General features: G+C 38.4%; 16 protein-coding genes. 8 read left to right on the top strand and 8 right to left on the bottom strand.

The window, feature by feature from the left end:
- The first annotated feature begins 10 nt into the window (after window positions 1-10).
- The 8 genes from JF75_RS09210 to JF75_RS09175 all read left to right on the top strand — a co-directional run bounded on the left by JF75_RS09210 (window position 11) and on the right by JF75_RS09175 (window position 10,109).
- Window positions 11-1,735: a glycoside hydrolase family 13 protein gene (locus JF75_RS09210; RefSeq protein WP_046332755.1), complete on the top strand. Its 1,725-nt coding sequence runs from the start codon at window positions 11-13 to the stop codon at window positions 1,733-1,735.
- Window positions 1,736-1,879: 144 nt separating this feature from the next.
- On the top strand, window positions 1,880-4,153 hold the full coding sequence (locus JF75_RS09205) for a glycoside hydrolase family 65 protein (protein WP_046332754.1): 2,274 nt from the start codon (window positions 1,880-1,882) through the stop codon (window positions 4,151-4,153).
- A complete protein-coding gene (gene pgmB / locus JF75_RS09200; protein WP_046332753.1) occupies window positions 4,138-4,815 on the top strand; it encodes a beta-phosphoglucomutase in 678 nt (225 codons plus the stop codon). The genes JF75_RS09205 and pgmB overlap by 16 nt, the downstream gene beginning before the upstream one ends.
- A gap of 4 nt (window positions 4,816-4,819) precedes the next feature.
- Complete coding sequence (locus JF75_RS09195; protein WP_046332752.1) at window positions 4,820-5,926, top strand: ABC transporter ATP-binding protein; 1,107 nt, start codon at window positions 4,820-4,822, stop codon at window positions 5,924-5,926.
- Between the two features lie 70 nt (window positions 5,927-5,996).
- Entirely contained in the window at window positions 5,997-7,220 is a 1,224-nt protein-coding gene (locus tag JF75_RS09190; protein ID WP_046332751.1) for an extracellular solute-binding protein, read from the top strand.
- A gap of 66 nt (window positions 7,221-7,286) precedes the next feature.
- Window positions 7,287-8,645 (top strand): carbohydrate ABC transporter permease, encoded by a 1,359-nt coding sequence (locus JF75_RS09185; RefSeq protein ID WP_046332750.1) that lies wholly within the window; start codon window positions 7,287-7,289, stop codon window positions 8,643-8,645.
- A 2-nt stretch (window positions 8,646-8,647) separates the two neighbouring features.
- Entirely contained in the window at window positions 8,648-9,505 is an 858-nt protein-coding gene (locus JF75_RS09180) for a sugar ABC transporter permease (protein WP_045928744.1), read from the top strand.
- 97 nt (window positions 9,506-9,602) lie between these two features.
- A complete protein-coding gene (locus tag JF75_RS09175; RefSeq protein WP_046332749.1) occupies window positions 9,603-10,109 on the top strand; it encodes an O-acetyl-ADP-ribose deacetylase in 507 nt (168 codons plus the stop codon).
- A 166-nt stretch (window positions 10,110-10,275) separates the two neighbouring features.
- On the opposite strand, the gene JF75_RS09170 is transcribed toward JF75_RS09175, so the two are convergent.
- From JF75_RS09170 to JF75_RS09140, 8 genes are all read right to left on the bottom strand, one after another.
- Window positions 10,276-11,892 (bottom strand): glycoside hydrolase family 13 protein, encoded by a 1,617-nt coding sequence (locus JF75_RS09170; RefSeq protein ID WP_046332748.1) that lies wholly within the window; start codon window positions 11,890-11,892, stop codon window positions 10,276-10,278.
- Window positions 11,893-11,975: 83 nt separating this feature from the next.
- Window positions 11,976-13,049: a P1 family peptidase gene (locus JF75_RS09165; protein WP_046332747.1), complete on the bottom strand. Its 1,074-nt coding sequence runs from the start codon at window positions 13,047-13,049 to the stop codon at window positions 11,976-11,978.
- Window positions 13,050-13,158: 109 nt separating this feature from the next.
- On the bottom strand, window positions 13,159-15,117 hold the full coding sequence (locus tag JF75_RS10235; RefSeq protein WP_052726917.1) for a MucBP domain-containing protein: 1,959 nt from the start codon (window positions 15,115-15,117) through the stop codon (window positions 13,159-13,161).
- A gap of 300 nt (window positions 15,118-15,417) precedes the next feature.
- Window positions 15,418-17,124 carry an SLAP domain-containing protein gene (locus JF75_RS10230; RefSeq protein ID WP_052726916.1) on the bottom strand — a complete coding sequence of 569 codons (1,707 nt, stop codon included), beginning with the start codon at window positions 17,122-17,124 and terminating at the stop codon, window positions 15,418-15,420.
- Window positions 17,125-17,287: 163 nt separating this feature from the next.
- On the bottom strand, window positions 17,288-17,437 hold the full coding sequence (locus JF75_RS10825) for a hypothetical protein (protein ID WP_167334223.1): 150 nt from the start codon (window positions 17,435-17,437) through the stop codon (window positions 17,288-17,290).
- A 3-nt stretch (window positions 17,438-17,440) separates the two neighbouring features.
- Entirely contained in the window at window positions 17,441-18,229 is a 789-nt protein-coding gene (locus JF75_RS09150) for a MucBP domain-containing protein (protein WP_280682953.1), read from the bottom strand.
- 2 nt (window positions 18,230-18,231) lie between these two features.
- Window positions 18,232-18,804 carry a BspA family leucine-rich repeat surface protein gene (locus JF75_RS09145; RefSeq protein WP_046332745.1) on the bottom strand — a complete coding sequence of 191 codons (573 nt, stop codon included), beginning with the start codon at window positions 18,802-18,804 and terminating at the stop codon, window positions 18,232-18,234.
- Between the two features lie 292 nt (window positions 18,805-19,096).
- On the bottom strand, window positions 19,097-19,737 hold a 641-nt coding region (locus JF75_RS09140), incomplete at its 5' end, for a MucBP domain-containing protein (RefSeq protein ID WP_046332744.1).

Below are 19,737 nucleotides of genomic sequence, written 5' to 3'. Positions count from 1 at the left end.
GGAGGAAAAAATGCAATTAGCAGCCCTGAAACATAGAACGGAAAGCGAAGACTGTTTTGTCATTAGTCAGCACCATGTGCGGATTCGGTTCCATAGTGCCAAAAATGATGTTAAAAAAGTAATAGTTCATTATACTGATAATTATCTTGATACCAAGACTGATAAAACCGTGGCCATGACTAAGGCAGGGCAAGGGCAGGTAACTGATTATTGGGTAGCAACTTTGAAAGCTCCTTATCGCCGCCTTAAATATACTTTCGAAGTCGTTGGCCAGGATGACAGCCATAAAATTGTTGGAGACCGCGGGATCAAAGACTTTACCGCAGCAAATTTAGCAGCTGACAGCAGCTACTTCAAGTTGCCTTACTTGCATGAAATTGATCAAACCAAAACTCCTGACTGGATTAAAAATACTGTTTGGTATCAGATCTTTCCTGAGCGCTTTGCCAATGGTGACAAAAATAATGACCCTCAAGGCACAAAACCCTGGAATCCGCAAGATCATCCCGGACGAGAAGACTTTTACGGGGGCGACTTACAGGGGATTATTGACCATCTGGACTATTTAAAGGAATTGGGCGTTAATGGGTTATACCTGTGTCCGGTCTTTAAGGCCAGTTCCAATCATAAGTATGATACGATAGACTATCTGCAAATTGACCCTGATTTTGGTGACAAGGATTTGTTTGCCAAGTTTGTGAGTGAAGCTCATAAAAGGGGAATGAAAGTAATGCTGGACGCTGTCTTTAATCATTTAGGCGGCCAGTCAATGCAGTGGCAGGATGTAATCAAAAATGGCACTAAGTCGCGGTTTGCATCCTGGTTTCATATTAATCATTTTCCAGTTAAACCATATCAAGGACCTGAGGCAGGCGGTCCAAATTATGATACCTTTGCTTTTGAAGGACAAATGCCCAAATTAAATACTGCCAATCCTGCAGTCCAAGATTTTCTGCTGGAAATCGCAACTTATTGGGTAAAATATTTTGATATTGATGCCTGGCGGCTGGATGTTGCTAACGAAGTAGACCATCATTTTTGGCGAAAATTTCATGATGCACTTACTGCAATTAAGCCCGACTTCTATATTGTAGGTGAAATTTGGCATAGTGCACGGCCTTGGCTCAACGGTGACGAGTTTTCTGCAGTGATGAATTATCCGTATACTTTACAGATTGAGGAACATTTTCTGCACAAAACAAAAACAGCCCAGGAACTAGTTGCGGCTCTTACTGATCAACTAATGATGTACCGCGACTGCACGAATCAGGCAATGATGAATATGCTTGATTCTCATGATACCGCCCGTTTACTGACGCTTGCAGGTGAAAATAAAGCGCTGGCTTTGCAAACCCTGACATTCATGTTCATGCAAACTGGCAGCCCGTGCATTTATTACGGTACTGAAATGGGAATGACGGGAGGAGAAGATCCTGATTGCCGCAAGCCAATGGACTGGCAAAAAGAGGGCACGCCTTTTTGGTATAAAGTGCAAAAGCTGATTGCTTTTAGAAATAATCATGCTGCTACTTTAGGTAATGGCACAATCAGTCTAAGCCTTACGTCTACCGGCTTAATCAAAGTTAAGAGAATTGGTACAGAAAAGATCACTGCTCTTTTTAATACAAGTCCTGATAAGATTGCCGTTTCCACAAACGGCCAGGTAGCATTAAGTCAGAATTTTGCAGCTGGACAACTTGCCGAGCACGGATTTGTCATTGAACTTGCAAATTAATTTTAAAAACAACTAGTTGATGCTAGTTGTTTTTTTAAACATGATTCTGATACCGTTAACAGCGATTTTGCTATTGCCAAATATCCCGTTTTTGCGAATAATGAAAGCGTAAACAAAAACCTCACAAAGAGGGAGAGAAAGTAAATGAAACGAATTTTTGAGGTTGACCCATGGAAAGTTGCCACGCACAAGTTTTCCCCGGTGGATAAAAGGCTGCAGGAAAGCATTACTGCGATTGGCAATGACTACATGGGGATGCGCGGTAATTTTGAAGAAGGCTATTCTGGAGATCAACTGCAAGGTACATACTTAGCAGGTGTCTGGTTTCCAGATAAAACGCGAGTAGGCTGGTGGAAAAACGGCTATCCGAAATATTTTGGCAAAAGCATTAATGCCCCCAGCTTTATTGGAATTGGCATCACAGTTAATAATGAAAAAATTGACTTAGCCAAGATTAAATTTACAGATTTTTATTTTGAATTAGATATGCATCAAGGCTTGCTTAGCCGCAGTTTTATTTATGAGGGTGCAAATACTAAAGTCAAGTTTGAATTTCAGCGTTTTTTACACATTAGGTTAAAAGAAGCGGCTTTAATCACTGTTAAAGCTACTGTACTTGCAGGTCAGGCAGAAATTGAGTTTAATTCAACGCTTGACGGCACAGTTACTAATGAAGACAGTAACTATAATGAACATTTTTGGCTTAGCTGCAATGAGAATGCTGCAAAGCGTTCTATTCAAGTTATAACCAAGCCTAATCCTTACGATGTGCCCCAGTTTACGGTTTTATTAAAAGCAGGCCTGAGAAATAATAATCATATTGTTAAGGGTACTGTTAAAACTGCAACTGCAAAGTTAAGTGAGAAGTTGGCAGTTACTTTAAATGCCGGAGAAAGTTACACTTTGGAAAAAGATGTGATCGTAATTACCAGTCGTGATGTAGCACCCGAAAAGCAAAGTGATCGTGCGGATAAGTTGATGCAACAATTGCAATCAAAAAGTTTTGCAGAAAATTTGGCCGATCATACTGCGGTTTGGCAGGATCGCTGGACTAAAAGTGATGTAGTTATTACTGGTAATGATGAAGCGCAACAGGGTATTCGTTTTAACATTTTACAGTTATTCATGACGTATTACGGTGAAGACAAGAGGCTTAATATCGGTCCTAAAGGTTTTACTGGTGAAAAATATGGGGGAGCCACATATTGGGACACAGAGGCTTTTATCTTTCCGATGTACCTTTGTATTACTAAGCCAAATGTCACGCGGGCGCTATTACAATACAGGCATGATCAACTTGACGGTGCCTATTATAACGCCCAGCAGCAAGGCTTAGCCGGAGCGCTTTTCCCGATGGTAACCTTTAACGGGATTGAATGTCATAACGAGTGGGAAATTACTTTTGAAGAAATACACCGTAATGAAGATATTCCCTTTGCAATTAAACGATATACTAGTTATACGGGAGACGAATCATACGTTAAGAACGAAGGCATGGATGTCCTGGTAGGCACTGCCAGATTTTGGGCTGATCGAGTCCATTATTCCAAGTGGCGACAGAAATATGTTATTCACGGAGTAACAGGACCTGATGAATACGACAATAATGTTAATAATAATTGGTTTACCAACATTATGGCGCAATGGGTACTGCAATATACTTTAGAGCGACTGCCACTTGCGGATAAGGCTGCCCAAGAGCGTTTAAACGTAACTAAAGAAGAACAGGCAAAATGGCAGGACATTATTGAAAATATTTATTTGCCTGAAGATAAAGAACGCGGCATTTTCTTGCAGCAAGATGATTTTTTGGATAAAGATATTAGACCAGCCACAGAAATTCCGCTTGACCAAAGACCAATAAATCAGCATTGGTCTTGGGATAAAATCTTACGGTCACCTTTCATCAAGCAGGCCGATGTATTGCAGGGTATTTATTACTTGGATGACAGGTTTACCAAGGAGCAAAAAGAGCGTAACTTTGCATTTTATGAGCCGTTGACGGTACATGAAAGTTCACTTTCTGCCTGTATCCATTCAATTTTGGCCGCGGAATTAGGGCGTAAAAAGCAGTCAGTAGAATTTTATGAACGCACGGCCCGCCTAGATCTCGATAACTACAATAATGATACAGATGACGGCCTGCACATTACTTCAATGAGCGGTTCTTGGCTGGCAATAGTCCAGGGATTTGCCGGCATGCGTTATGGTCACAATCAATTGAGATTTAATCCTTTTGTGCCAGATAATTGGACCGGGTATAGTTTTAAAATTAATTATCGCGGCCGCTTAATTCAGGTAGAAGTGACGCAGCAGGAGACACGCATTACGTTAATTAGCGGAAAGGAACTAACGATTTTAGTTAAAGAGCAAAAGGTTACTTTAAAAGAGGGTGAACAAAATTGCTTAAAGGCCTGATTTTTGATTTAGATGGTGTGCTGACAGATTCAGCCAAATTTCACCTGGCAGCGTGGAATAATTTAGCTCAAGAACTGGGAATTAAATTAACCAGCGTGCAGTTAGATTCTCTGCGGGGAATATCACGGATGGATTCTCTTAATTTAATTCTGAAGTATGGCAAGCAGGAAAGTAAGTACACTGAGACCCAAAAAGAAGAATTTGCGGCAGAAAAAAATGAAAAGTTTTTAGAGCAGGTCGAAACCATGACGCCAGCTGATATTTTGCCCGGAATTACAGCATTATTAGCAGATGCCAAAAAAGCAGGTCTGACAATGTGTATTGCTTCTGCTTCTAAAAATGCTCCCAAAATCTTGAGTAAGCTGGGTATTGCTAGTCAATTTGATCAAATTGTTAATCCTGCTTTGCTGAAACGCGGCAAGCCGGATCCGGAAATTTATCAAAAAGCACAGCAATTATTGCAGTTGCATAATGATGAAGTAATTAGCTTTGAAGATGCAGCTGCCGGTGTTGCAGCAATTAAGGCTGCGCACCAGTTTGCAGTAGGAATTGGAGATAAACAAATACTTAAAGGAGCTGATTATATCGTTAAATCTACAAAAGAATTAAAGCTGGATCAAATTGTGGCTGTATTTAAGAAAAATAATAAGAAGGTAGGTTAAAGATATGGTTGAAGTTGACTTAAACCATATGTGTAAAAAATATGAAGGCAATGATCACTATTCAGTGAAAGACTTTGATTTACACATTAAAGATAAAGAATTCATTGTTTTTGTCGGCCCCTCAGGTTGCGGTAAATCAACTACTTTAAGAATGATTGCGGGATTAGAGGATATTAGCGAAGGTACTCTTGAAATTGATCACAAGGTAATGAATGATGTAGCACCCAAAGACCGTCACATTGCCATGGTTTTCCAAAATTACGCGCTTTATCCGCACATGTCAATTTACGATAATATGGCATTCGGCTTAAAACTGCGCCATTATCATAAAGATGAGATTGATAAAAGGGTACAAAATGCTGCCAAGATTCTTAATTTGCGTGAATATTTGGATAAAAAGCCGGCAGAACTTTCTGGTGGTCAGAGGCAAAGAGTTGCTCTGGGACGTGCAATTGTGCGGGATGCACCTATCTTCTTGATGGATGAGCCGCTGTCCAACTTGGATGCGAAACTGCGTGTTTCCATGCGGGCAGAGATTGCCAAGCTGCACCAGAACTTAGGGACAACTACAATTTACGTTACTCATGATCAGACTGAAGCTATGACCTTGGCTGATCGGGTAGTGGTAATGTCAGTTGGTAAAATTGAACAGATTGGTACACCGCAGGAAGTATATAACCATCCGGTCAACCAATTTGTCGCTGGCTTTATTGGATCACCGCAAATGAATTTCTTTAATGTCCACTATCACGATGGTCAGGTATCTGATGGCAAGGGTCTTAATCTGGGGATACCTGAAGGTAAGTCAAAACTGCTTAATGAGCAGGGATATAATGACCGCGACTTGATACTGGGCGTTCGGCCAGAGGATATTCACGCAGAAGAGGCCTTTTTAGAAACTTGGCCTGATGCGGTGGTCGAATCTGAAGTCGTTGTTTCTGAACTCTTGGGAGCGACTATTCAGCTTTACCAAAGAGTAGATGAAACTGAGTTTGTTGCTAACATCAATGCCCGCGATGTTTATCAGCCAGGGCAAAAAGTCAAGATGGGCTTTGATTTGAACAAAGCACACTTTTTCGACAAGGATACAACCTTGGCGGTAGTTAATTAGGGAATAAAATCAGTGGCTTTAGTTGTCATTGATATAAAAACATGTTGTTTTATATTAGGAGGTAAATAACATGAGTATTTGGAAGAAAGTAGCTTTAGGAAGTACAGCAGTTTTAGCTGCAATGTCACTTGCAGCGTGTTCTAATAGTAAATCAGATTCCTCATCAAGCAGTAGCAGTAATCAAAATACCAAGCTGACTTTATGGGTTGATACTAACCAAGTATCGTATTATAAGAAAATTGCCAGTGATTTTACTAAATCACATAAGAATATTTCAGTTCGCGTTACACAAAATCCAACCGGATCAGCTAATGCCAAAACTGATGTGGGCAAGGACCCTTCAAAAGCAGCCGATGTTTTTGAAGCACCTAATGATCAATTAGGTCAAATGGCAGATTCCGGTTATATTAATCCTCTGTCACCAAAAGACAGTAACAATATTAAATCTAATTACATTGACGTTGCAGCTAAAGGTGTAACTTGGAAGGGCAAGATCTATGCTTATCCTTATGCACAACAGGCACAAACAATTTATTACAACAAGTCTAAATTGTCAGCAAGCGATGTAAAAGACTGGAAGACTTTAACTTCTAAGGGAGTTGTGGCAACAGACTTTACTAACGCTTATGTTATGTGGCCGGTATTCTTCTCTGCTGGTACAAAGCTTTATGGTGACAGTGGTGAAGATTTAAAGGGCTCAACCTTTAATTCTGCTAAAGGCGTTAACGCATTGAAGTGGTTTGCAGAGCAAAAGAATAATAAGGGCGTAATGCAGACCTCTAATGCTTTGAACCAATTAAAGAAGGGCAACGCTCAAGCCATCTTGGATGGTCCTTGGAACGCTGCTAACATTAAGAAGATTTTAGGTAAAAACTTTGCTGTTGCCAAGTACCCAATGATTAATGTTGGTGGCAAGAATGTGCAAATGCAGGCCTTTTTGGGAATCGAAGGGTTCGCTGTTAATGCTCATACTAAGAACCCTAAGGCTGCATCACAATTAGCAGCATTTATTACAGACAAAAAGTCACAATTAATTGCGCACAAAGAAGCTGGTCAAATCCCTGTTCTTAAGGAAGCAGTTAATGACCCAGTAATTAAGAATGATCCAGTTGCTGATGCGGTAACTGAAATGTCTAAACCTGGCAATTCAGTCTTAATGCCGAAATTACCACAAATGTCTGTCTTCTGGAACGATGTTCCTCCTCTAATCAATGGTGCATATGATGGTAAAGTTAAACCTGATCAATATAAAGCACAACTTGATAAATTAGCTAAGCACTCATCAAAGAAATAGTTAATTAAATTACTTAAAGGTTGGACAAGTAGTGCCCAGCCTTTTTGTTCAAGAAGAGGAAGAATTATGTTTAGGAAGAAAAAACATGCGGCACCTGAAGCAACCTTTAAGGAAGTATGGTCTAAAGGCAATATTGCTACCAAATTATCATTCTTTTTCATGGGTTCCAATGCTCTGGCAAATAAGCAATGGGTAAAAGGCATAGCATTATTGCTGGCAGAAATAGCCTTTATTGTTTGGTTTGTTTTTAGTGGCATATCCGCAATTAGTATGTTGTCAAATTTGGGACCAATTAAAAATAAAAAGGTTGTTTATGATAGCGCCCAAGGCGTTTATATTACCAAGCAACCTTCAAATTCAGTTTTGATTCTTTTGTTTGGCTTACTGGCAATAATTGTATGCATTGCAATGGTCTACTTATACATTGTCAACCTGCGCTCTACCAGAAAAAATTATGTGCTCAAGCGGGATGGTAAACATATTTTAACCAATAAAGAAGAACTGGCAAACTTGTTTGATTCTCGTTTGCATGATACTCTGATGACTTTTCCAATTATTGGTATTCTCTGCTTCACCATTTTGCCAACAATCTTTATGATTTCAATGGCGTTTACCAACTATAACCGGCAACACCCAATTGCCTTTTCTTGGACAGGGTTTCAAGCTTTTGGCAATGTCCTTAGTGGTGACCTCTCAGGCACGTTCTTCCCGGTTTTGGGTTGGACACTCGTCTGGGCGGTAGCTGCTACGGCAACAACATTCTTTTTTGGAGTTTTGCTTGCCTTACTGATTGAATCTAAAGGAATAAAACATAAAGGCTTCTGGCGGACAATCTTTGTGATTGTCTGGGCTGTACCTCAGTTTGTTTCTTTGTTAATGATGGCTCAGTTCTTAGATTATCAGGGCGCACTCAACAATATCTTAATGAATATCGGCTGGATTTCTCATCCGCTACATTTTATTGACAGTCAAGCCTCACCTTTGGTAGCACGAATAACGGTTATTATTGTTAATATGTGGATCGGTATTCCAGTTTCAATGCTGGTTTCGACTGCGATTATTCAAAATTTGCCAACCGATCAAATTGAAGCCGCAAAAATCGATGGTGCTAATGCACTACAGGTATTCAAGTCAATTACTTTTCCACAAATATTATTTGTGATGGCACCTTCTCTTATTCAACAGTTTATTGGTAATATTAATAACTTTAACGTGATCTTCCTGTTAACTGGAGGAGCACCAATGAATAACAAGTATAATGGTGCTGGTTCTACCGACCTGTTGGTAACGTGGCTGTACAACTTAACCTTTGGTCAGGAGCAGCGCTACAATGCGTCAGCGGTCTTGGGTATCCTCATCTTTATTATCAGTGCGGTATTTTCATTAATTGCATACCGCCATACCAATGCTTTTAAGGAGGGCTAAAAATGAAATCATATCAAAATCAAAAACGCCTTTCACTCATTTTTCGTTACCTATTATTGATTATCCTGGCTGTGGTTTGGATTTTGCCAATTATCTGGATAATATTAGCCAGTTTTTCCTATAATGATACGGGATTTGTTTCAACTTTTTGGCCTGACAAATTTACTTTTGACAACTACATTGGTATTTTTACTAATTCACAGTACCCACTAGTCAGCTGGATTATTAACACATTGATTGTTTCTATACTATCAATGATCATTTCTACTTTTTTAACGATTTCAGTTGCTTATGTTTTGTCACGGTTACGCTTTTCGTTTAGAAAGCCGTTCATGCAGATTGCACTGGTCTTGGGCATGTTTCCTGGATTTATGTCAATGATCGCTCTTTATTACATTTTAAAGGGCTTAAACATGTTAAACCTGGGCGGCCTGCTACTGGTATATGTCGGTGGCGCCGGACTGGGATTCTACGTTGCCAAAGGCTTCTTTGACACGGTACCATTTTCAATTGATGAAGCAGCTGAAATTGACGGGGCCACTAAATGGCAAATCTTCATGCACGTTGATTTGCCATTAGCTAAGCCTATGATAGTTTACACTGCTTTAACAGCCTTTATTGGTCCGTGGACTGACTTTATTTTCTCGGGAATTATTTTGTCAACCTCAGGCAATCCTAAAACATACACAATTGCGTACGGACTTTATAACATGGTGCACAACACTAAGGGCAATGCTACCGCGTACTTTGCGGAGTTTGTTGCTGGTTGTGTGATTATCGCTATTCCAATCACGATCTTATTCGTCTTCATGCAGAAGTTTTACGTCAACGGTATTACTGCTGGTGCAGAAAAGGGATAGGACTTAGTAAGAAAAATGCGGCTCACATGAGTCGCATTTTTTGTTTTGGCAAAAAAATAATTTGGGCTTAAAATGAAATAAAAAAGAGGCCAAGTTTATGAAAAATATCAAAATTGTTCAAGGGGATATAACTAAATTAACGTTAGATGCAATTGTTAATGCTGCCAATAAGACATTGTTAGGTGGCCTGGGTGTTGATGGGGCAATACACAAGGCAGCCGGGCCTGAATTATTGGCAGAGTGTCGCCAGCTTCATGGCTGTGAAACGGGTCAGGCTAAGATTACCAAAGGATACAAGTTACCTGCTAAGTTTGTCATTCATACCGTGGGGCCAATTTATTCTGGTTCTAAACAAGATAATGAGTTATTAAAAGACTGTTATATAAACTCGTTAGCTTTAGCTAGAGATCATAACCTGCATAGTATTGCTTTTCCGGCAATTTCTACAGGAGCTTACGGTTTTCCGGCTGCACCAGCTGCCCATATTGCTTTTACTGCCGTGCAAAATTGGCTTACGGAGCATTCTGACTATCAAATGAAAGTTATTATGTGTGCCTTTGATGCCAAAACGGCAGAATTATACCGAGCAGAAGTTAAAAAATAGGCTTGCGTATAAATTAAAAAAGTTGCTTTCAATTGCTTTTCGAAAATTAATCTTCCTGACATCGAACCATCCCTTTAGTTGCTACATCTTATTTTGATGATTCAGCCACAATAATACCCCTAAATTTAGAACAAATTTGGGGGTATTTTTCACGTAAATACTGTTTTTATTTTACGACCACAGCGAAGGCTTCATATGGCCTTAAGTTAATGTTATTAAGTGATTGCGGTGCATTATAGTTACTAATTAAAACCTGGTTAATTTTATCTGGTGCAGAAAACTGTTCAATGCTGCCTGTCAAATTGGCAACAACTAACCAGCGCTTACCAGCGAGTTCACGGTAATAAGCCAAGACGCTAGGGCTGGCGGAAACAGGAGTGAAGCTGCCATTAGTGATAATTTCGTTTTCATGACGTAATTTAATGAGTTTTTGATAGGTATAAAAAACTGATTGTGGGTCAGCCAAAGCGGCTTGAACGTTAATATCCTGATAATTGGGATTAAGTGCTAGCCAAGGCGTCCCGGTAGTAAAGCCAGCAGCAGAAGCTGCTGACCATTGCATTGGCCTGCGCGCATTGTCGCGCCCTTTGGTATTGATTGATCGGATCAGTTCTTCTTTAGTATACCCTTGCTTGAGTCGCTCATTATACATATTGATACTTTCGAGGTCTTCAACTTCAGAGATATCTTTGACTGGGCAGTTAGTCATACCAATTTCTTCACCATTATAAATATACGGAGTACCACGCATTAAATGTAAGGCAATGCCAAACATTTTGGCAGATTGTACGCGGTATTTGCCGTCATCACCCCAACGTGAAATGACACGGGGAAGGTCATGGTTTTCCCAAAATAAACTATTCCAGCCATGATTATAATCGATTTGTGTCTGCCATTTAACTAAAACCTTTTTAAGATCGCTGGCTTTAAAGGGCTTGAGATCCCATTTTGGTTTTCCCAGTTGTTTATCAATATTCTGATCTTCAAATTGAAAAATCATGGAGAGTTCATGCCGGTCAGGATCAGAATACTTGCGGGCACTGTCAAGGTCGGCACTCCAGGTCTCACCAACAGTGACTACGTCGCGGTTAGCTAAAACTGCTTGGTTCATTTCCTGAATATAATGATGAAGCTGTGGACCATTTTCGCGAATTTTGCGATCAGGCTCTTTGCCAATCAGTTCAATTACGTCCATGCGGAAGCCGCCAATGCCTTTATCAAGCCAGAAGTTCATCATGTCGTATATTTTGTGTCGTAATTGTGGATTTTGCCAATTTAAATCTGGTTGTTGCGGGGCAAAAAAGTGCAAATAATATTGACCGGTTTGAGCATCAAATTGCCAAGCAGAACCTGAAAAGTCAGATTTTAAATCGTTAGGTTCATGACCGGCAACAGGATCACGCCAGATGTAAAAATCACGGTAAGGATTATCTTTACTTTTGCGTGCCTCAATAAACCATTGATGTTGATCAGAGGTATGATTAACAACTAAATCCATGATGATCCGAATGCCGCGTTTTTTAGCCTCGCAAATCAACTTATCCATGTCTTGCATGGTGCCATATTGCGGATCAATTGCTTCATAATCAGCAATATCATAACCATTATCGATGCCGGGAGATTTGTAAATTGGCGAAAGCCAAATTGCATCGATCCCCAATTTTTGCAAATAATCCAAGTGACTCATAATGCCGGGCAGGTCTCCAATACCGTCACCGTTACTGTCTTGGAAAGACTTGGGATAGATCTGATAAATTACTGCATTTTTCCACCATGGTGTCATCTTAATTCTCCTTTGCAATCGCTAACATTATCAGTTAATTATAACACTGCAAAATAATGAGAATTAATGTTACCGGTATCTGATTAAAATCCTAAGTCCGCAATTAGCTGCAGCGCTTCTTTATCATCGTCCAGTTGCAATAGGGCATCTTTTAAGCATAACATTGGCTTGCCGTCACGGTCGGGCGTTGTTTGGGCATGAGCCAAAGAACTGAGAATGGCTTCGTGCACAATATCTACCGTAATCCTAAAGTAGCGGTCAATTTTGTCATCAGTAATTGCCTGAATCGTGCTTAATTCATGGTCAGGGAAATGACTTACACGGTTAGCAGTAGAAAAAGCCAGAGTAATCTCGCCACTGCCGTTGCCGCTAAATGAGCCGCTGCGTGTGATGCCGATACCGGAACGTTTGGCAATGCGTTTTAATTGTCTTGAGTTGAACGGAATATCGGTAGCAATTATTGTGATAATACTGCCTTTTTCCTTACTGTCTTTGTTATCCACAAACTTTTTACCAATGGCATGACCATAAATGTTCAAATCAGCACTGAGGCCAAAATTGGACATGACTAGCGCGCCCATTGTAAAGTTCTTGCCGTCAATCTCGACTTGTCTTGAAGCAGAACCAATGCCGCCCTTAAGTTCATAGCAGCGCATACCTGTACCGCCACCAACTCCGCCTTCAGCGAAATCAGTTGCTGCAGCGGCAAAAGCATCGTTGACATCGTTTTCAGTGACGCCTAGATCGCGTATATGATTAATTGAGCTGTCATTGCATTCCATAATGATCGGATTGACACTACCAGTGGAAAGGCCAATTTCAGGATTTTCAGCCAGCATTCTTTTGACTAAAGCCATTGAGGCGGTACCGACACTGAGTGTATTGGTCAAAACCAGGGGTGTTTCAATTGTGCCCAGTTCGTTAACTTGAACAAGTCCTGTGCTTTTGCCAAAGCCGTTAATTACATGTGTAGCGGCCGGCATTTTTTCGCGAAAGATATTGTCCGGGCAAGGATTGATTACAGTGACACCAGTTCTGAGTCTGTCAGTGACAATCGTCTTGTGGCCAACGGTAATGCCGGCAACATCAGTGATTAAATTTTTTGGTCCAGGCTTAGTATCGCTAAGCGCAAATAAAAGTGGTTTGTTAAGTCCCATTTTTACTCCTTTTGTGTTTAAAAATTTTCTTCTTTTATTAAAACGGTTCGTTTATTTTTATGCAAGACAAAAAATTCCGTCACTTATGACGGATTTTTTGAATTTGCAATTATCCTTTTTTCTTTTTACTAAAGTAGTGGGGAAGCAGGCTGCTAATGAGCGACAACAGGCCTAACAGCAGCATGATTATTTGTGAATGTTCATTAATGCCAGTTTGTGGCAGCTCTTCATCTTGGTCATTGTGGGTGATAAGTACTGGATTTGTAGGGTCAGAATCGTTGTTAGCTGGTTTGAAAATAGTATAGTTCTCAATAACACCATTAGTGTGTGGCTTGTGTTTATTTTGGGATTTATTTGTTTGAGAAGTACCATTTTGACTAGGATTATGACTGGATGAATTTGTGGGACCGTTTTGATCATTTTTTTCAGGAATGATATCAGTTTGGGAGCCATTTTGAGCATAAATATAAGTTACGCTTTGCGGTTCAGTGCTGAAAAAACCGGTGGCATTCTCAGGCCTTACTTTTAAAGTATAACCCGGGACTTCGACAACACCAGTAGTATAGCCGTCACCCATATTTCCTTGTAATACCGTTTCAGGTGCAATTTGATTGCCGTTTTCATCTTGATAAGAGACGGTAACATCTGCAGCTTTAATTGGTGTGATGGTAGAGTTGGATTCTGGGTCAGCAGAATAAATAAATTCGATGTTCTGCGGCTGATCAGTGAAAACCCCAGTGGCATTATCTGGAACTTTCTTTACGATATATCCCGGAATTGTCTTCGTTGTCACTTTATAATCAGCGTCCATTTTGCCCTTCAAACTAATATCGGGTGCAATTGATCTTTTACTAGTATCCAAGTAAGAAACAGTAATAGGATTACCTGGTCGAATATAGGTGTCACCAAGAATGTCGTAAGCATGGGCAATTAAGTCTTCAGACAGATATTTATTGTTTGCCTGTGGTGCATCTTCTTTTCCATTGCCGATATTGACCCAAGTTCCTGAAGTGTTAAGATGCGTATCATTAATATATATACTTTTACCTAGTTTAAGGGTATTTAATTTAGCGAGTCCATCTAACATATAACCCTTATCAATATTAGGATCTATGACAAAACTTCTGAGATCAAGTTCTTTTAAGCTACTACAATTATTAAACATTCCATTCATATCAATTACGTTAGACGTGTCGAATGATGATAAATCCAACTTGGTTAAGCTGGAGCAATCCTTAAAAGTCCAAATCATTTTTTTAACTTGGCTAGTATTAAACTTACTAAGATCTAAAGCAGTTAAGCTTGAACACCCACTGAACATGCGATTTATGTTGTTCACCTTGGCTATTGTGAAATTAGGTGAAAACTTAATGCACTGTAAATTTTCACAATCCTGAAACATGCTCTCTACCTGGCTAGTATTAGCAGTATTAAAACTTGATAGGTCCAGACTAGCTAATTTACTGCAGCCCGCAAACATAAAAGACATGTTAGTAACTTTGGTGGTCTGCAAATTATCAATGCCAGCTATGCTGGTTAAATTTTGGCAATTCGCAAACATGTACCGCATATCACTGGTAGCAGATGTATCCAGATTTTCCAAACCAGTGATTTTAGTTAAATTAGTTAAGTCTTTAAACATTTCAGAAGCTGAGCCAATCTTTAGTTGACCTGTAAATTTAACTTCTTGCACATCGTCACTATTAATGCCGTTAATGTGAGCTAAAGACCCCGGTTGATCCACACTGCCACTTGGGATGGTAATTACATGATTATTGTAGCTAACATCGAGATTGCCCCATTTAAATTTAGTAGCACTTGGAGCAGTCGACTCTGCAATTTTTGGCTGAAGTTGTCTTTGAGAGTTTGGTTGCTTCTTACTCCTTAACTTAGAATTAGCATAATTGGTATTATTAGTTTGTTTATTCTTGATTTGTGCTGAAGAGGGTAGGGATGGATCTGCTTTAACTGTTATAGAGTTAACAGTTAGTGAACTTAAAATTGCTGTAGCAATACTGAAAAACATTGTTGCTGTTTTGGTTCGCATGGGTTTCTTTTTCTGGCTCATTTTGCTAGTCATTCCTTGATTATAAAATAAACATATATATGATTAATATTTTTCTTATACTTAATTGCCCTTATTATACAATTCATTAAACTTAATAACATCATTTATACATTCTGAGGCCATAGCTTGTGATTTTATGGCTTCTGCATGTATAAATAATTTGATGCTAGATAGAAATATTGAAAAAGAGTCAATACTCTTAAATAAATTTATTAATTTTTGAGCATAGAAAAAGAACTCAATTAGCAGTTTTAACTACTAGTTGAGTTCTTTCTATTTATAAAGTAAATCTCTTAATTTTTAAAAGTTTGCTTTCTTGACAAATTGGTTCTTGCCTACGATGTAGTATAACTTATTGTGCATCTTAATAGCACCACCGTAAGTTCTAACTTTCTTATTCTTCTTAAGGACTTTGTGACCATAACGTTTAACTTTGTTATTAGCTTTCTTAGTGTAAATAAAGGCATTATGCTTTAATTTACGGTTGATGCCAGTAACATTATTAGCCTTAACAAAACGGTTCTTGCCTAAAGCATAGAACTTCTTGCCGTTAATGGTCTTAGTACCATAAGTGGTAATAGTTTTGCCAACGAAGTATTCACCTTTTACACGCTTGCCTTTTTGGTTAAAGATATAAGCGTTGTGGGTAACAACTCTCTTAACACCTTTTTTGGTATTCTTAACTGGCTTCTTGTTGTCAGCAGTAGGCTTAGTTGTATCTTGCTTATTAGTATCCGTCTTATTAGTGTTTTGTTTGTCAGTCGTATTAGATGTGTTGTTACCTGAGTTGTTAGTAGTATTACTTGGAGTTGAAGGTGTGCTTGGAGTGCTTGGAGTTGAAGGTGTATTTGGTGTAGTTGGAGCAGGTTTGGTGGTAGTGTATTCACCTACATAATCAGTAGCATCATTTTTACCGTCAAACTTCTGCATAAGTTCTACTGAACTTAATCCTTTGTCCTTACTGTCCTTACTATCCTTTAAGAACCAGGTAGTCTTTCCATTCTGTAGACTCTCTTCTACTGAACCACGGAGTCCTGAATTGTTAATGATATTGCCTGCACCAAGTGTAATATCACTTAAGCTATCCATACCTGATAACATATCTTGATCAATGGTATATGTTTGATGAGATGGCTTTTCAGTACCTTTATTATCGTCGGTTTTGCTAGTGTCAGAAACATTATCTTGAATGTTTTCATCATGTTTAGCCATCTTAAAATTACTAATGTCTAGGGATGTCAAAGCCTTATCACCCTTAAACATTTCCCACATCTTAGTAACTTTTTCGGTGTTGAAATTTTTCAAGCCATCAATTTTAGTTAAACTTGAATCATTACTAAACATATAAGACATGTCTTCTACTAAATCTGTCTTAAAGTTGGATACATCTAAAGTACTTAATGCTTCATCATCAAAGAACATACCCATCATGTCAGTTACACTACTAGTGTCAAAGTTTGACAGGTCTAATGAAGTTAATTTAGGATCACTAGCAAACATTTGTTTCATGTTAGTGACTTCTTTTGTATCGAGATTCTTTAATCCCTCAATTTTCTCTAAATTTGGTAAACCGGCAAATAAGGAACTAGCATCACCCTTGAAAGTAACGGCACCGTCAATTTTAATGGTTTGAATTTGATCTGTATCAACACCATCAATGTTCCAAGCTATTTGGGCAGGATTGATAGGGTTATCTTCACTAACTTTGTAATCATTGTCAATTGTACCGGCTTTAATAGTTAAAGTCTTAGTCTTTTCATCATAACTGCAATTGTCTTTAGTCCATTTTGAAGGCAATAGCATATTTGAATCATCTTCGCCAGCGTTATCACCAGAATTAGCTGGTATTGTCGGCTTTGCGTTAGCAGGCTTAACAGGTTGCTCTTCCTGTGATTCGGCAGCCTTAGCTGCAACTGGATTTGTAGCTAAGACACTTAAGGCAGCAACTGCCATACTAGTAAATAATATTTTTTTACCTTTATGATAAAAATTATTGTGCTTACTCATTATTTGTCCTCCCTTTTTTCATCTTAATTTCATAATTTCACAGTTAAGTATACACACATATCTCTTATAAATCAATACTTTTATAAGTAATTTCGTATATATAAAAAATTTTTACATCATACGAGTAAATAAAACTTGACTCATATTCATAAAATTTGCTTACTCACGGAAAAATAGATGTAACTAAATCTAAACTAATATTTTTACGGTTAAACCAAGTTCCAATTGAACTGATAAATATGGCTAAGTTACCGAAAAGTAAGGTAACTAGTCGACTTTTTTCATATAAACCAGTCTGCGGTAAAGCTTTAATATTTTACTTATGAGCAGCAGCTACAGTTTTAACACCATTTTCATTATTAGAAAGCTTGGTTGACTTTAATGATGGTGTAATTTTAGCGGGGGAATTATCACCTGTTACTTCAGAATTAGGGTTAGATTCAGGAGTAAAGCTCTGCCCGTTTTTATCAGTAGGTGTTGTATTAGGTGGGGTATCTGCTTGATTAATTTCATTTTCTGATGCCTTGGTATAAACGTAAACAACATCTTGCGGACTTTTGGTGAAGAAACCAACAGCATTGTTTGGTCGAACCTTCAAAAGGTAGCCAGCAGCAGTTGCAGCAGAAGTGACATATCCGTCACCTACATATCCAGTGATAATTTTGTTTGGAGCAATTTCGTTGCCATTTTCGTCTTGATAATGAACAGTGACAGATGAAGAGGACAAGTTAGGTTTAACCGGAGTTGGCTTTGGTTTAGGATCGGGCATAACAGGTGTCGGATCAACAGGCTTAGGACCGGGATCCGTGATTGAAACAGCAGTATAAGTACCAGGTTTTGAACCATCATATTGCTCAATTAGTTCAGCTGATGAGAACTTTTCGCCATTATATGACCATGTGACTGGTGTATTTAATCCTGTATTTTTAATAACTGTATTAGAACCGAGTTTTAAAGTGTTGAGACTGGATAAATCAGATAACATATCATCTGTATTAACACCATTAGATATAGTAAATTTGCTAATATCAAGGTTTTTGAGATTTTTGTCACCTGTAAACATTTTTTGCATATTATAAACTCTGCTCGTATCAAAGCTTGACAAATTCAATTAATTAGTTTTGAGCAATACGCAAACATTGCCTGCATATTGGCAACTTTTGATGTCTTAAAATTGGCTAAATCAAGACCACTAAGGCTTTGGCAGTCATAAAACATGTTGGACATATTGGTGACAATACTCGTATTGAACTTGCTGGAGAAAGTTATGTTTGCTAGTTGCCTGCTGGAAGCAAACATATATGACATGTCAGTTACGTTAGTTGTGTCAAGCTGGTCGAGATTTTCAATTGTTACTAAATTATTAAGCTCACTAAATAGCTCAAGTGCCGAACCGTTAATTGATAATTTACCATCTAGGTTGATTTTCGTAATTTGGCTTGTGTCAACACCTTTAATGTTACCAGCTATTCTTTTGGGATTTGTAACAGTACCACTGTGAATTGTTAAAACATGGTTATTGTAACTAACTTCCAAGTTATTCCATTCACTTTTAATCGCGGAATTGTCAATTTCAGAATTAGATTTATTATTCAGATAATCGGCAGAAACTGCGTCATTGTTTGTTTTGGTAGAAGCTAAAGTGGAATTAGATTTAGGATTAACAACTTTCTTAGTCAAAGTGCTGTTAGTTACCTAGTTTTCCGGTAATTTATCCGCTTGAACAACTTGCGAATTGATACAAAACAATCCCAATGTTGCGACTGCTACACTGCTATATAATGTTTTTTGTTTATTCATAATTTTTCCTATACTACTAATATAAAAAGTGTTCATAAATAGTATATTAGGATATAAATTACAGGCCAAATAAACATTTTTAATATATAAATAAGTCGATGTTTACATAAAAAATACTTCGAAAAGCGATATATACTTCACGAAGCATTTTTGCAATTAGTATTGATTTTAGTTATTCTTTCTTTTTCCGATTAAACCAAGCACCTACTGTACTGCTAATAGTTGCCATAAAACCAAGTAGCAAAGCAGCCAATTGTGAATGTTCATCAGATCCGGTTTGTGGTATTTTTTCATCCTTTTTTGCATTATTATTGTTTGCTAGCTTGGTAGCAGTTTGACCATTATGGTTGTCAGTGTTAATTAAATTACCGGTACTATCATTATTTTTACCACTATTATTACGCTTATGATTTCCGGTTCCTGTTATCTTATTGGACTTTCCGGTTTTATCAGTTTTATCAGTTTTATCCTTTCCCGTATCACCGTCATTAATTTGAGGATTATCCTGATTGTCTTTGGCATATACGTAAATTACGCTTTGTGGGTAAGCACTAAAGAAGCCTGTGGCATTATCTGGTCTAGTTTTTAAAGTATAGCCTAAAACAGGCTCGGAACCAGTTGTATAGCCATCGCCAACGTAACCATTTAAAACTATGCTTTCAGCTAAAGTATTACCGAATTCGTCTTGATATTTTACAGTAACTGGTGCAGCTTTTTGGCGATAGTTTGGAGTAACAGTATCTTTGAGGTTATCTGGTTCAGGCTTTTTGTCTTTTTCGTAAATGTAAATTACCTTTTGTTCATCGGTCGTAA

This window comes from Lactobacillus kimbladii (assembly GCF_000970755.1).
Classification (GTDB): Bacteria; Bacillota; Bacilli; order Lactobacillales; family Lactobacillaceae; genus Lactobacillus; species Lactobacillus kimbladii.
The sequence above is the reverse complement of the archived record's forward strand: the minus strand, read 5'-3'. Positions and strand labels throughout refer to the sequence as shown.

What these genes read in the sequence shown, in the direction of transcription:
- JF75_RS09210 (WP_046332755.1), top strand. Translation starts at nt 11, where the DNA reads ATGCAATTAGCAGCCCTGAAACATAGAACGGAAAGCGAAGACTGTTTT.
- JF75_RS09205 (WP_046332754.1), top strand. Translation starts at nt 1,880, where the DNA reads ATGAAACGAATTTTTGAGGTTGACCCATGGAAAGTTGCCACGCACAAG.
- JF75_RS09195 (WP_046332752.1), top strand. Translation starts at nt 4,820, where the DNA reads ATGGTTGAAGTTGACTTAAACCATATGTGTAAAAAATATGAAGGCAAT.
- JF75_RS09190 (WP_046332751.1), top strand. Translation starts at nt 5,997, where the DNA reads ATGAGTATTTGGAAGAAAGTAGCTTTAGGAAGTACAGCAGTTTTAGCT.
- JF75_RS09185 (WP_046332750.1), top strand. Translation starts at nt 7,287, where the DNA reads ATGTTTAGGAAGAAAAAACATGCGGCACCTGAAGCAACCTTTAAGGAA.
- JF75_RS09180 (WP_045928744.1), top strand. Translation starts at nt 8,648, where the DNA reads ATGAAATCATATCAAAATCAAAAACGCCTTTCACTCATTTTTCGTTAC.
- JF75_RS09175 (WP_046332749.1), top strand. Translation starts at nt 9,603, where the DNA reads ATGAAAAATATCAAAATTGTTCAAGGGGATATAACTAAATTAACGTTA.
- JF75_RS09170 (WP_046332748.1), bottom strand. Translation starts at nt 11,892, where the DNA reads ATGACACCATGGTGGAAAAATGCAGTAATTTATCAGATCTATCCCAAG.
- JF75_RS09165 (WP_046332747.1), bottom strand. Translation starts at nt 13,049, where the DNA reads ATGGGACTTAACAAACCACTTTTATTTGCGCTTAGCGATACTAAGCCT.
- JF75_RS10235 (WP_052726917.1), bottom strand. Translation starts at nt 15,117, where the DNA reads ATGAGCCAGAAAAAGAAACCCATGCGAACCAAAACAGCAACAATGTTT.
- JF75_RS10230 (WP_052726916.1), bottom strand. Translation starts at nt 17,124, where the DNA reads ATGAGTAAGCACAATAATTTTTATCATAAAGGTAAAAAAATATTATTT.